The sequence below is a fragment of the Riemerella anatipestifer genome, from assembly GCF_009663465.1.
Lineage (GTDB): Bacteria > Bacteroidota > Bacteroidia > Flavobacteriales > Weeksellaceae > Riemerella > Riemerella anatipestifer_C.
Genome location: NZ_QXHU01000001.1, coordinates 198,339 through 211,679, shown reverse-complemented (window position 1 = coordinate 211,679; position 13,341 = coordinate 198,339). Strand labels below are relative to the sequence as shown.

General features: G+C 37.9%; 10 protein-coding genes, 1 tRNA gene, 2 pseudogenes and 1 riboswitch. Of the genes and pseudogenes, 5 read left to right on the top strand and 8 right to left on the bottom strand.

Translation table 11 applies throughout. From position 1 onward, the window contains the following. The 5 genes and pseudogenes from D1003_RS11150 to trxB all read right to left on the bottom strand — a co-directional run. A pseudogene (locus tag D1003_RS11150) lies at positions 1-170 on the bottom strand (UvrD-helicase domain-containing protein); the annotation flags it as partial. Between the two features lie 139 nt (positions 171-309). Next, positions 310-724, bottom strand: a pseudogene (locus tag D1003_RS11145) (integrase); the annotation flags it as partial. Positions 725-816: 92 nt separating this feature from the next. Then, positions 817-901, bottom strand: a tRNA-Ser gene (locus D1003_RS00900). Positions 902-1,027: 126 nt separating this feature from the next. Then, complete coding sequence (crcB, locus tag D1003_RS00895; protein ID WP_153935346.1) at positions 1,028-1,390, bottom strand: fluoride efflux transporter CrcB; 363 nt, start codon at positions 1,388-1,390, stop codon at positions 1,028-1,030. 158 nt (positions 1,391-1,548) lie between these two features. Further along, entirely contained in the window at positions 1,549-2,496 is a 948-nt protein-coding gene (trxB, locus tag D1003_RS00890) for a thioredoxin-disulfide reductase (protein ID WP_004917801.1), read from the bottom strand. A 156-nt stretch (positions 2,497-2,652) separates the two neighbouring features. Here trxB and D1003_RS00885 point away from each other — a divergent pair, with 156 nt between their 5' ends. The 4 genes from D1003_RS00885 (at position 2,653) to D1003_RS00870 (ending at position 8,620) form a co-directional block, all read left to right on the top strand. Then, positions 2,653-4,155, top strand: a complete 1,503-nt coding sequence (locus D1003_RS00885; RefSeq protein WP_153935345.1) for a GH3 auxin-responsive promoter family protein — start codon at positions 2,653-2,655, stop codon at positions 4,153-4,155. Between the two features lie 22 nt (positions 4,156-4,177). Beyond that, entirely contained in the window at positions 4,178-5,410 is a 1,233-nt protein-coding gene (locus D1003_RS00880; protein ID WP_153935344.1) for an MFS transporter, read from the top strand. Between the two features lie 635 nt (positions 5,411-6,045). Further along, positions 6,046-7,881 carry a hypothetical protein gene (locus D1003_RS00875; protein WP_153935343.1) on the top strand — a complete coding sequence of 612 codons (1,836 nt, stop codon included), beginning with the start codon at positions 6,046-6,048 and terminating at the stop codon, positions 7,879-7,881. A gap of 19 nt (positions 7,882-7,900) precedes the next feature. After that, positions 7,901-8,620, top strand: a complete 720-nt coding sequence (locus D1003_RS00870) for a DNA-binding domain-containing protein (RefSeq protein WP_153935342.1) — start codon at positions 7,901-7,903, stop codon at positions 8,618-8,620. Between the two features lie 151 nt (positions 8,621-8,771). Here D1003_RS00870 and rlmH read toward each other — a convergent pair whose 3' ends face one another. Continuing rightward, the gene (rlmH, locus tag D1003_RS00865; RefSeq protein ID WP_153935341.1) at positions 8,772-9,245 is read right to left on the bottom strand and encodes a 23S rRNA (pseudouridine(1915)-N(3))-methyltransferase RlmH; all 474 of its coding nucleotides are present in this window, start codon (positions 9,243-9,245) and stop codon (positions 8,772-8,774) included. 48 nt (positions 9,246-9,293) lie between these two features. Here rlmH and D1003_RS00860 point away from each other — a divergent pair, with 48 nt between their 5' ends. Then, positions 9,294-10,199: a YihY/virulence factor BrkB family protein gene (locus D1003_RS00860; RefSeq protein WP_064968242.1), complete on the top strand. Its 906-nt coding sequence runs from the start codon at positions 9,294-9,296 to the stop codon at positions 10,197-10,199. On the opposite strand, the gene D1003_RS00855 is transcribed toward D1003_RS00860, so the two are convergent. Further along, complete coding sequence (locus tag D1003_RS00855) at positions 10,200-11,246, bottom strand: YncE family protein (protein ID WP_153935340.1); 1,047 nt, start codon at positions 11,244-11,246, stop codon at positions 10,200-10,202. Between the two features lie 12 nt (positions 11,247-11,258). Continuing rightward, positions 11,259-13,085, bottom strand: a complete 1,827-nt coding sequence (locus D1003_RS00850) for a TonB-dependent siderophore receptor (protein WP_153935339.1) — start codon at positions 13,083-13,085, stop codon at positions 11,259-11,261. 30 nt (positions 13,086-13,115) lie between these two features. Then, a riboswitch (cobalamin riboswitch) is annotated at positions 13,116-13,306 on the bottom strand. Between the last annotated feature and the right edge of the window lie 35 nt (positions 13,307-13,341).

The window sequence follows — 13,341 nt, the reverse complement described above, 5'->3', positions numbered from 1 at the left end:
AGTGCAAGTATATTAAAAGGGTCTACTCCATTGGTGATTAGATGTGCAATACGCATCGTAAGCACACGCGTTTTACCAGAACCAGCTCCTGCCAATACCATTAGTGGTCCCTGTATCGTAGTCACTGCTTTGTACTGAGCTTCATTTAATCCCTTCAAATAATCTACCATAGAAATGCTTTTTAATATTATCTCTCCAAAAATCCCACAAATTTACAACCTATAAACGATTAAAAAAAATACCGATGATGGTCTTTAGCTATGAAATCTTTTTTGCTTAATGCAATAATAAATATTAGTCAAATTCAGATTAAAAAGAAGGCAACTTTATTCTTCTAGCCTCTTCAAATCTTTGCAATTTTATTATCCTAAATATATCGCTCAGTCATTTTTTGAATAGAGTGTCCGAATAGTTTCAATAGACATTCCTGCTAATATTTCATCGTCTACTCCTTTATGCTTCAAAGAGTACACATTTTTCAATACCTAAGTCGTCTTTATCAGCTTCCGCCATAGTTTATTTTACTTTGAACTCGTTGGGTTCAAAATATTTATTTTTAATACCGTGTCTTCCCCCACTTGGTAGGAAATACCAAACAAATAATTATAAGGTCAAATTTTGAAAATAGATTTTTCAAGTTTCCACTTATAGACACTACCCTATCGGCATCTATTTTTATTATTTCAGCAGGTAAATTGATAAGCTCATTATCCAAGTCTAACAATATATTTTTTCAGATACTTTGGAATTTGTTTACTTTTGTTTATTTCATAAAAAAACCGATGAATAAAATTCATCGGCTTTACTTTATCTCTGCGGAGAGAGAGGGATTCGAACCCCCGGACCTGTTACAGTCAACGGTTTTCAAGACCGCCGCATTCGACCGCTCTGCCATCTCTCCTTAACAACTCTATCGTTGTTTTTAGTGGTGCAAATATATAACTATTTTTAATTATACACAAATTTTACATTCACTTTCAGCTCCAAAATAGTATAAATTACTATTTATCAATAATAAAAATTTAGGCTACTCTACTTTAAACCCTAAATAGACTGCCCAAAATCCTAATACTAAACTTGCCACCACATAGCTAAAAAGAGTTACATAATCCTGATTTTGCCACAACATAAGGTTTTCGTATGAAAACGTAGAAAATGTAGTAAAACCTCCGCACAGCCCAACTATAAAAAAGTATCTGATAACATCTGACTCGTGTTTCATAAGAGAGTTACTTAACAGCCCAATCAAAAAACAACCCAATACATTAACCACTAAAGTCCCCATAGGAAAAGTCCCTAATTTGAAAAACTGAGCGGTATAACGAGAAACAAGGAAGCGAAATACACTTCCTAATCCTCCGCCTATAAATATGTATAGTATTGTTTTCATTTTGTATATAACGAGTGCTGAAACTAGCCCCGATGGAAGCGGATACCCCGCAGTGAAGCCGCGGAACGAAGTGGAGCGGCAAAACGAGGAGTATGAGCGAACAGCGGGAAATAGCTCCTAAAAAAATAGAACCTATTCCCGCCTCGCTTTTTTAATGATTATCCTTTTAATTCTCCTAAATATCTTTCGGCATCTATAGCTGCCATACAACCGCTTCCCGCAGCAGTAATCGCTTGACGGTAAATATGGTCTTGCACATCTCCTGCCGCAAATACCCCTGGAAGATTAGTTTTAGACGATTTGCCTTCGGTAATAATGTAACCGTTTTCATCTAGGTTGATTTGACCTTTAAATACATCGGTATTAGGTTTGTGCCCTATGGCAATAAATATCCCGTGAACTTCAATTTCAGAGGTTTCTTGCGTTTGGTTATTGATGACCACTGCACGCTCTACTAGATTATTTTCACCTTTGATACCAATAAGTTCGTGGTTATATTTCACTTCAATATTTGGTGTTTTTTCTACCCTTTGCGCCATTACTTTGGAGGCTCTAAAGTGGTCTTTTCTTACCAACATTGTTACCTTGTTACAAATATTAGCTAGATAAGTGGCCTCTTCTGCCGCCGTATCTCCCGCTCCTACTACAATAACATCTTTCCCTTTATAAAAGAATCCATCACAGGTAGCACACGCAGAAACACCTCCACCAGAGTATTTCTTTTCATCGTCTAGCCCTAAGTATTTAGCGGTAGCCCCTGTAGATATAATTACTGTTCTCGCCAAAATCTCTCTACTTCCTGTGGATAGCTTATGAATACCACCTACCTCTTTAGAAAACTCCACACTGGTAATCATTTCGTAATGGACTTTGGTTTCAAACCTTTCTGCTTGTTTTTGTAAGTCCATCATCATTTCTGGTCCTGTGATACCGTTAGGATAACCTGGGAAATTTTCCACCTCCGTAGTGGTAGTTAATTGTCCTCCTGGCTCTAACCCTGTGAATAATTCAGGCTTTAAATCCGCTCTAGCTGCATAAATTGCAGCGGTATATCCTGCAGGTCCTGAACCTATAATTACACAATCTAAAATATTTTGTTCTTCCATTCTGATAAATTTATATTGATTTTAAAGTGGCTAATTTCGGAATTTTTTTAGGGTTCTGAAAGTTTTAGACATCTTTATTTTCGATTAGCCTTATTGACTGGTTAAATCTATACAACGAGTTATTCTTAGTTAGTAACAAAATCTTATCTTTGCTCTATGTTAAAATGGATTAAAAAGAAAGCCGCTCTCATTTGGGCGAAAAAACATACTCAACAAGCCGCACTAGACCAATCTAAAGCGATTGAACACCAAGAGGCTTTATGGAGAGATTTAGTAAAAACAGCAGAAAAGACTCTGTTTGGTAGAAGCCATAATTTTGACGAAATTAAAACTTTAGAGGACTTTCAAAATCAAGTTCCTATTGCAGATTACGAAGACCTTAAACCCTACATAGAAAAGGTAAAAAGAGGACAAGCCAACATACTTTGGACGGATACTCCCGAATATTTTGCTAAGACTTCTGGCACTACTTCTGGAGCTAAGTATATTCCTATTTCTAAAGAAGGAATGCCTTACCAAATCAAAGCAGCACAGTCTGCTCTGTTTCATTATATCTCAAAAAAGAACAATGCCGATTTTGTAAATGGTAAAATGATTTTCTTACAAGGCTCTCCTGAACTGGAAGAGGTTAATGGAATTAAAACAGGGCGACTCTCAGGTATTGTGGCTCACCATATCCCTAAGTATCTGCAAAAAAATAGACTCCCAAGCTATGAGACCAACTGTATAGAAGATTGGGAAACCAAAGTCAATAAAATTGCTGATGAAACCGAAACCCAAAATATGACACTCATTTCTGGGATTCCGCCTTGGCTCATTATGTATTTTGAAATTTTGGTAGAAAGACACCGTAAGAAAATAAAACAGCTATTCCCTAACTTACAGCTTATCGTAACTGGTGGTGTTAACTATGAGCCTTACCGAGAAAAAATGGAAGAACTCCTTGGAGGCTCTGTAGATATTGTGCAGACCTTCCCTGCTAGTGAAGGCTTTTTTGCGTTTCAGGACGATTATACTAAAGAAGGGTTAAGACTACTTACCAACAATGGGATTTTCTATGAGTTTGTGCCATTAGAGCAATATGGCAAACCCAACGCTCCTCGCTTGACTTTAAAAGACATTGAACTCAACCAAGATTACGCAATGATTCTTACCACCAACTCTGGACTTTGGGCGTATTCTATTGGAGATGTGGTGAGGTTTATTTCTAAAAATCCTTACCGTATTTTGGTGAGTGGCAGAACCAAGCACTACACCTCTGCATTTGGCGAGCATGTCATCGCTTATGAAGTGGAAGAAGCTATGAAGTCTACCGTGGCTCAGCACTATGCTCAAATTACGGAGTTTCATCTTGCACCACAAGTAACTCCTCCCAACAACGAGCTACCTTACCACGAATGGCTTATTGAGTTTGAAAAAGAACCCGAAGATTTAGAAGCCTTTAGATTGACCTTAGACCAAGAGTTAAGGGCAAGGAATACCTATTATGATGATTTAATAGAGGGTAAGGTATTACAACCGCTTAAAATATCTAAATTAAAAAGAAACGCATTCCACGAGTATGCTAAATCTGAAGGGAAACTCGGTGGGCAAAACAAAATCCCTAGGCTTGCCAACGACAGAAAAATAGCCTACTTTTTAGTGAATCATATACTCTAAAGAAAATATCTGCACTCCCCCTATGAACCTAGAACCTCTAAAAACTTTAAAAAACATTGAGTTTAGACACCTGCTATTTGGTAGGTTTTTTCTCATTTTGGCGTTCAGAATGTTAGCCACGCTTCTAGGTTGGTGGGTTTATCAGCTTACCAAAGACCCTCTTTCTATTGGGTTCATTGGGCTTTCGGAGGTGATCCCTGCCGTATCTACCGCCCTATACGCAGGCTATGTAATAGATATGAACGAAAAGAAACGAATGCTACTTATCTGCAATTATGTTTATGTACTTCTCATTAGTGCATTAGTGGCTTTGGCGTTCTTAGAAAACTCTTATCATCTTACGGGACACCAGATTTCTTATTTCATCTATGCAGTCATATTTCTAACAGGGATTTGCCGTGCTTTTATAGGACCATTAGTCCCTTCTATGATACCTAAAATGGTAAAAAAGGAAAACTTAGCTAATGCTGTTACCCTAAATCAGGCAACATTCCTTACTTCTTCAGTTTTTGGACACGCGTTGGGAGGTTTTTTAATTGCACTTATTACTATTAAATGGACGCTTGTAGTTATTGTAAGTCTGATGACCTTAGCTTCTGTATTCTTTTGGCAATTAAAACCGCAACATTCCGAGTACGATAAAAAAGAAGTAAAGGTACTGGAAAGTATGCGTGAAGGACTTGCCTACATCTATAAAACCAAAGAAATATTGGGAGCTTTATGCTTGGATATGTTTGCGGTTTTGTTTGGTGGAGCAGTAGCAATGATACCTGTCTATGCTAGTGACATTCTTAAAGTAGGAGCCGAAGGCTTTGGACTACTCAATGCGGCGTCTGATATTGGCTCTATGTGTATTATTATTTTACTTTCGTTTATTCCGTTGAGGAGAAATCAAGGTAAAATACTATTGGTAGCGGTGGCTGGTTTTGGATTGTGCATCATTGGTTTTGGATTGTCTAAACTCTACTGGCTTTCGTTCTTTTTCTTGATGCTTAGTGGTATGTTAGACGGTATTTCCGTAGTGATAAGAGGTACGATAGTACAACTGAAAACCCCTGACAAAATAAGAGGTAGAGTTCTAAGTGTTAATTCTATCTTTATTATGTCTAGTAATGAGATGGGGCAGTTTGAAAGTGGTCTAGCCGCTAAACTTCTAGGTGTGGTGCATTCTGTAATATTTGGGGGAAGCATGACTTTAGCCATTGCCCTTATAGTAGGACTCACCAATAAAAAGCTAAGAAAAATGGAGTACTAACTCCCATTACCTCTCCCCTCTCTAAAATAAACATTTATATTAAGTTTTACATAAAATATTTTCTAAACACTTGCATACTTCCTTAAAAGGTAATAAGTTTGCTTCAGTTTTATGACACACGATACCAATTACATACAAACAAGTGTAAAAAAGTACCCGAATTATTTGGCTATCTCAAATAATTTCGTAAACACACACACACACACACACACACACAAATAGTTTCGTGGGTATGCGTCGTATTATCTAGAAAATTACTTCAACTTTTATCGTTAATTGTAAATATAGTTCCACCAACTTTCGTTGGCGGATTTTTGCGTTTATACCATTCTAATTTTAGCTTTCATAAATACATGCTAAAAGCACCATTGTTTTGTCTTAAAACATGGTCGTTTTTGTTAGGTGCTTTTAGCGTTCAGAGAGGGAGCCTTTGCTTTCTTTCTGTTTTAGCCTTTCCTCTCGTTTTGTGTGTGTTTAGAGGGGAAAGGCGTTTTTTTAGGTTAGAGGTGAGATATGAGAGTTTAGAACTTAGTACAGCCTCATCAACCCTTAAGCCGAACCTCCAACCTCTAAAATCCAATATCTAACCTCTATAATATTAAACAATTAAATATCAACTTCTAAAATTAAACATTATGAAAAAAACAACCAAACTAAGTGTATGTGCCTTTCTAGGTCTAGGACTCGTGGTTTACGGACAAAACAATGGTAGAGTTGGCATCAATACGCCTAACCCCAAAGCCACTTTAGAGGTAAGTAAAGACGGTACAGATACCGCTAAGGGAATTATCATTCCGCGTCTAACAGCCGAAGAAGTAAAAGCTATGACCGATGCGGGAAATATAGGTACAGAACAACATTCACTTTTAGTTTATGTTACAGAAGCCTTTACCAATACATTAGATAGAGTAGGAAAATATGAACTAATTAGCGGTAAAGGCTATTACTATTGGGACAACCAGCTAACTGGAGGGAAATGGAAAAAATTATTGGATACAGACAACTTCTATACAGCAGGAGCAGGGATAAAGCTTTCTGGGAATACTTTTTCTAGAACAGGTTTGGAGGAAATTACCGAAAATGGAAACACAGGATTTCGTCTAATAGGTGCAAATCCTGATCATTATGGAGATATAGGTAAGAAGGCTGTAGACCTTAGTTATTCATATAATTATAAAAGAAGTGACTATGGAGCAACAGGTAGCTATTCTTTCGCTTCAGGTATAAGTAGCATAGCTTCTGGATATATTTCAACATCTATGGGAGGATATTCAATTGCTTCGGGGCAGTATTCATTTGCACTTGGACGTTGGGCTTTAGCAAGTGCTAGTGGTGCCATTGCTTTAGGTGGAGATGCCATTGCTTCAGGTGGAAATACCATTGCTTTAGGTAATTTTATTACAGCACAAACCCCATATTCAACCGTTTTAGGGAATAACAATTTTAATACAGATCCATCAATGGGAGGAGATACTCCTACTTTTACTAAAAACCGGTATGAACTTTTTGTTCTAGGAAATGGAGATAATACAATTAAACAAGGAGGAGACCAAGCTATAGCAAGTAATGCTTTTATTGTCCTCCGTGATGGCTCTACAGGTATAGGTTTAGCAAGAGAAAAACCAACAGAAATGCTAGATATTAACGGAACCGCAAGACTACGAACCATAAATCTTCTTTCAGGACAACCCACGGACAAAATAGTGGTATCCGATGCTAATGGCGTTCTTAAAACCGTAGCACCTTCTTCTATCAATAATATTTATACCGCAGATGGTACATTAAGTAGTACACGCCAAGTCAATCTTAATGGGAAAGACCTTAGCTTTACAGGTACAGGCAATGTAGGAATAGGAACAAATGCCCCACAAACCAAACTGGATATAACAGGAAGTATTAAAATAACCGACGGCACACAACAAGAGGGTAGAGTTCTAACTTCTGATGCAAACGGTATCGCGAGTTGGCAGGCTTTATCAATGGGAAATAAAATGGCAAAGATTAATTTTAGTAATAATAATTTCAATATTCCCACCGTAAGTCATTCCTCTAGTAGTACTCTCACTCCCGTAAAAGAAGTCGCTGAAACAGTAACCGTAGATTTTAATGAGTTTGGGGCAACTTATACTAATGAGTCTATACGATTATCTCCCGGCAAGTATATGTTTTTTGTTAACCATGATCTTTTCGGTGTTGAATATTGTCGTTTTTCGGTAAATGCTACAGATGCTTCAGGGACTAGAGCCGTATACTTAACCTACTATGGAGAATGGTTAAACACCTCTTTTCCTTTGGTATTATCTAAGGATACAGATATTACATTTCACATCATAGGATTTGCTGACGACACATGGGTAGACAATGGTAGCACTCGTAATATGCCCAACCCTAATCCTAGATTCTATCTAAAATCTAGCAGTTATACAGGAATCCCATTCTCTAATCAAGTTACTATATTAAAGCTGAATTAACCTTAATACTGATAAACTTATGAATACTTTAAAAGCATGGTTGCGTCCCAACCTACTCACGAAAGATGACCCTAACGATTTTGTAGCCGTGCCACTTTTAGGTGGTAGCCTTGGCATTACAGAAATCATAGAAGCCCTCAAAAAAGAAGGTATGGAGATACAAACCGAAACGGCAGTAGATATTATCACTCGTTTTAACCGCAAAGCCTCAGAATTGGTATTGAATGGTTACAATGTCAATACAGGGCTAGTGTATATGCGTCCTGCGATTAAGGGTGTGTTTTACGACAAAACTTGGGATAAAGAGAAGCACTCCGTTTATGTAAATGTGAACCAAGGTCTAGATCTTAGAAAAGCGGTAGCAAACACCAAGGTAGAAATCCTCGGCGAGCAGTCTAGCCCAATGAGTGTGTTCAGCATTACGGATAAAGCCACAGGCAAAGCAGATGGCACACTTACCAAAGGCAAGAATGCCGAAATCAAAGGCACTTACATTAAAATAGACGGAGATAACCCTAAAAATGGCATAGTCTTTAAAAACCTAGACACTCAAAACGAGGTGAAGCTAACCAAAGACGATATTGTGCTTAACGAGCCGTCAAGGTTACTTATACTGGTTCCTACAGATTTAGAAGCGGGTAACTATGAGCTAAGCATTACCACACAATATGCTAAAGGTGGCATCACCACCAAAGAGCCTCGTGTGGGTGTACTTTCGTCGCCAGTGGTTATTGGCTAAATAGGGAGCTATTCCCTAGCTTAATGAGAAACGCCTCCCCACGGTCGTGGGGAGGCGTTCCCTATATCCATAGGGAGGTCTTCCCTAAACTTCATTGAGGTTTTATTTTGGTGTGGCATCAGACCACCTCATCTTAGAAATTAGTGATACCTCAATCGTTATGATAAGGTTTGCCTTGCAAGATTTGGTCTGCACGGTAGATTTGTTCTACAAAGAATAGTCTTATCATTTGGTGGGTAAAGGTCATTTTAGAAAGAGCAAGTTTATCGTTGGCTCGTTGATAAATCTCTTCTGAAAAGCCATACGCCCCGCCTATCAAGAAACACACCCGCTTAATAGACGCATTCATATAATGATTGATTTGCTCCGAAAAAGCTCTACTGGTAAACTGCTTGCCCTTCTCGTCCAACAAGATAATGGTATCCGTACTTTCTATATGGTTGAAAAATAGTTTAGCTTCCTCTTTTTTAATTACTTCTGGAGTGAGGTTTTTGGCGTTTTTAATATCTGGAAGCTCTACGATGTCAAAATTATAGTATTTGGATAGCCTTTTATGGTAGTAACTAATGAGGTTTTGTATTTCCTTTTGGTCTGTTTTTCCGATACATATCAATTTGAACTGCATAAGCAAAAGATTTATTTTTAATATATTTGCGGTACAAATATAGATTTAATGGCGCTAAAGACCCCTAAATTTCTTTTAAAAATTCACCGTTTTTTAGATTCTATCCACCTTCCTGTTTTAGAAATTTCTTTGTGGAAGATGTTTGAAATCTACGGGCAAGGGGTATTTAAAAATAATGTGGTAAAACAAGCTGCTAGTATCTCGTGGAGCTTCTTTTTGAGTATTTTCCCATTCCTGCTGTTTCTACTGTCTATCTTGCCTTATATGCCTCATTACGACAAACTCCAGTTCTATATTTTTGAGGTGTTTATGGCTAATATACTCCCCACACATATGTTGCACGATGTTACGGAATATATACAGAACAGCATTATCCCCAATATGAAAAGCATTAGCAAACTTACCATACTTTTTGCTTTGGTATTTGCTACCAATGGTACTTTTTCCCTCATCAATGGGTTTAATGAAAATACCGACTCCAAAAGGACTTTCATCAGAGAATACACCATTTCTATCTTGGTTACTCTAGCCTTTGTAACCTTGATATTTCTCTCTCTTTTTGGGATTTACTACTCCGAAGTGGTGCTTAAACTATTCACGCCTAAATACAATCTCAACTGGCTTATTGTTAATCTATCTAAGATTATTGGGTTTATCTCGTTCCCGTTGTTTTATTTTATTTTGTTGAGCCTTTTCTATTGGGTAGGGTGTGTAAAAGTGAAAAGGTGGCTGTCTGCCGTTCCTGGAGCAGTACTCACCACCTTGTTATTTGTACTCATCACCTATGGATTTATCTTCTACGCTGCAAATTTCGCCAGATACAATGTACTCTACGGCTCAATAGGAACTATTATTTTAGCGATGATTTGGGTTAATCTCAACATTATCCTCATACTCCTAGGCAACGAGCTCAACCTCGCTATAGACCGAGTGAAAAGAAATAAACTCCCTTAACTACTCCACTACGCTGTTAGGATAAAGCCCTGTAGAAATGGTTTTCTGTAAACCTGCTTCGTTAAAGAATAAAGCCTTAGTATTTCTGCCATCTAGCCCTACCGCAAAAATCTCATCTAGTTTAGATAATCTATAGAAAGAAGTTTCGGAAACTTGGGTACTCTTGGTAAGGTCAGAGCCTACCGCTGCCTTGTGTAGTTTGCCATCTACTAAGAAGAAATAAGACTGATTAACCTTCACAATTTCCTGAATACTTTCCTTTTTGTCGGGAGTTTGAGCCCAGTCGTAAGTTTTTTCTACTCCAGAGGCAGTAAGCGTCCAAATGCTACCGTCCACCGTGCTAGTGTAAGCCCAGTTAGCACTAGCATCGTAAAAGCCATCTCCTTTACAAGTAATAAGCACTTTGTTATCCTCTACTAAATAACCATTAGGATTGTAACCAATAGTGTAATATTTCTCTACCGCGTTGCTAAACGGATTGATAACGGCTAGTTTGTTATTCTTGCCCCAACCCCCTTCTAGCAATGCATAAATCTTATTTTGGAACGAGAATATCTTCTCTACGCCATAATCTACCGATATTTTAGCGACTTCTTTTAAAGTGGCTGCATCTAGCACCAGTATATAGTCGTCTGTATTATCCCCTGCCTCGCCCCAGTTGGTAATGTAGAGTTTACCATTAACTACCGACATATATCTAGGGTTCTTAAGCCCTGTGGTTACTTCGGCTTGTTTTTTCATGGTGTATCTGTTCACTTTTACCAATCTGTTGCTATTATTAACAACAATGTAAAGGTCATCTCCATTTCGGTAAGAAGATTGTGGCGTATCTCCTAGTGCTTCGCTGTTTACCTTCTGATACACCTTTTCTTCTGTATTAGAAAAACCATAAGAAACATAGTCTATACTCCCATTGTTCTGACCGAAATAGCCTTCGTTCAAGATAAAAAAGCCGTTTTCGTAATTTCCTTTTGGGGTGTAGTCTTCGTTTCTGTTACACGCTGTAAGTAATACTACAGCCGATAAAAAAGCTAGTGATTTCTTCATAAAATATGGATATTAAAAATTAGTTTTTAAAGTAGTTAAAAAATACCTGCCTGGCATAGGATAGCCCTGCATTGTGTTATAAGACTGGTCTAGAATATTCTGAACTCTAATGTTAAGAGAATTACTAATGTTCTTTAATTTGAAATCAAACCCTAAACCTACATTCCACAAGTGATAAGGTGCTAAAAAATCTCTATTTATCTGGTCTGTGGCTCTCTCCGAAGTGAACAAATGTTCTAGCTCTAAGTGGTATTTTTTCCAATCTAAACTAAACGTATTAGAGTAGTTCCACCTAGGAATATAAATGAGTGATTTTTGAGTTCGCTGATTATAGGTTTCGGTGTAGGTCAGTAAATTATTAAAATTAAGCCCCACGCCCCCCCAAACAAAACGATGAGAAGACCTTGCTTGTCCACCTTTGGTAATAACAAAATCTAAATTAGTAGGTGTCCAAAAACCCATATCGTTAGGATACCACAATATCCAATCTTTTACCTCACCATAATGCACAGATACTCCTACAGATTGTGTGTTTCTGTATTTATAGCCTACACTCAACTCCCCCATCTTCCCTGCTTCGGGCTTTAGTAGTGGATTCCCACCTTGTTTCCAATACAAATCGTTAAAGGTGGGTAGCCTGTAAGAAGTGGCATAAGAAGCCTTGATACTTAAATGTTTCAGAGGTTCTAATTCTACCCCGACATCGTAAGTGATAGGAATGCTAAACAAAGATGAGAACGACTTTCGCAAATTAGCAGAAACCACACTCCAATCGTTAAAATTATAACGGTAATTCATAAACGAATGCCATTCTTTAAGCGGACTAATCCTTAGATTATCGCCACCTCCTGTGGTATATTTGGACTGAAGCCCCAGCATTACCAATGATTTACTAAACACTAACTTTGCAATATAGTTGGCAAAATAGTTTTCGGCAAAACTAACCGTTCCACCATCTTTGGCATTCATTCTAAACCTAAAAAACTCTTTGGTATAGGCAGATTGCAACTGCTGTTCAAAGCCTCTATTATGATAAAACCAAGACACTTGCATACGAGTGCTTTCGTCATCTTGAATCTGTTGTGCTATGAGCTGTGCTTCGGTAGCTCCTACATTTCTAGACGCCCACTGGTTCCAAATATTAAAGGATATTTTATGCTTCCCACTAAGTTTATAGACGCTATTAAGGTAAATATCCGCAACATCAAACCCTGAATTTCTTGTTTTACCTTTCTTACCAAATTTATCTCGGAACGGAAATTCGTTATCCGAACGAAGGTAATTCGCACCCACATTCCAGCTCCATCTAGAAGTATGGTTCTGTACCGAAAAGCTATTTCTACTAAGTCCAAAACTGCCTAAGGCATTCTCTAACCTGTATTGCGTTTGCTCATTAAAATTAGGATTAAATTCTAGAGCGAACACTCCACCCAACGCTCCACTCCCGAAACCACTACTTCCCGAGCCACTACGATAGGTTAAACTACTGCTTACATTAGAGCTGATAATATTAGCATCTACTTGCCCATTTAAAGAGGAATTGATAGGAATGCCTTCCCAAGTAAATAAATGTTGAGATGGCGAAAGTCCCTTTATAGAAACTGATGCTAAATTGCCATAGCCGTAGTTCCTAATAACCGCTCCCGTCTGCTTTTGGAGTAGCCCTTCTATAAAAATTTCTGGATTGTTCTTTAAGTCAATTTTAACAATCTCGTGCCCCACAGAAAGTGAAGTAGGCGACACCAGATTGATGGCTACGGTATCTATAACCGTTTCCTTCTGTTGAGCTTGCACAAAAAAGACCGACGATAGACTCGTCAGCAAAACTAATCTTACCATATAAAATACTCTTCCTCCGAAAGTTTTTATTAAAAATATTACCCGTTTGGCAGGTCTCCTGACTTTTGCATTTCTACGCCTTCCCACATAACAATAATACAGTGGCAATAAAATGTAGAAACTTTATTAAAGCAATTTACAGTTGCGGGGACAGTTCAAGACTTTCACTTGATTCCCTTTTAATTAACCCAATAGGCTAAACCAAAAACTTCGGCAAAGATAGTTTTATTTTTGATGTCTAGGCTCTAAATCGTTG

Coding starts and splice junctions, on each gene's coding strand:
- crcB (WP_153935346.1), bottom strand. CDS start 1,390: ATGAAAACAATACTATACATATTTATAGGCGGAGGATTAGGAAGTGTA.
- trxB (WP_004917801.1), bottom strand. CDS start 2,496: ATGGAAGAACAAAATATTTTAGATTGTGTAATTATAGGTTCAGGACCT.
- D1003_RS00885 (WP_153935345.1), top strand. CDS start 2,653: ATGTTAAAATGGATTAAAAAGAAAGCCGCTCTCATTTGGGCGAAAAAA.
- D1003_RS00880 (WP_153935344.1), top strand. CDS start 4,178: ATGAACCTAGAACCTCTAAAAACTTTAAAAAACATTGAGTTTAGACAC.
- D1003_RS00875 (WP_153935343.1), top strand. CDS start 6,046: ATGAAAAAAACAACCAAACTAAGTGTATGTGCCTTTCTAGGTCTAGGA.
- D1003_RS00870 (WP_153935342.1), top strand. CDS start 7,901: ATGAATACTTTAAAAGCATGGTTGCGTCCCAACCTACTCACGAAAGAT.
- rlmH (WP_153935341.1), bottom strand. CDS start 9,245: ATGCAGTTCAAATTGATATGTATCGGAAAAACAGACCAAAAGGAAATA.
- D1003_RS00860 (WP_064968242.1), top strand. CDS start 9,294: ATGGCGCTAAAGACCCCTAAATTTCTTTTAAAAATTCACCGTTTTTTA.
- D1003_RS00855 (WP_153935340.1), bottom strand. CDS start 11,246: ATGAAGAAATCACTAGCTTTTTTATCGGCTGTAGTATTACTTACAGCG.
- D1003_RS00850 (WP_153935339.1), bottom strand. CDS start 13,085: ATGGTAAGATTAGTTTTGCTGACGAGTCTATCGTCGGTCTTTTTTGTG.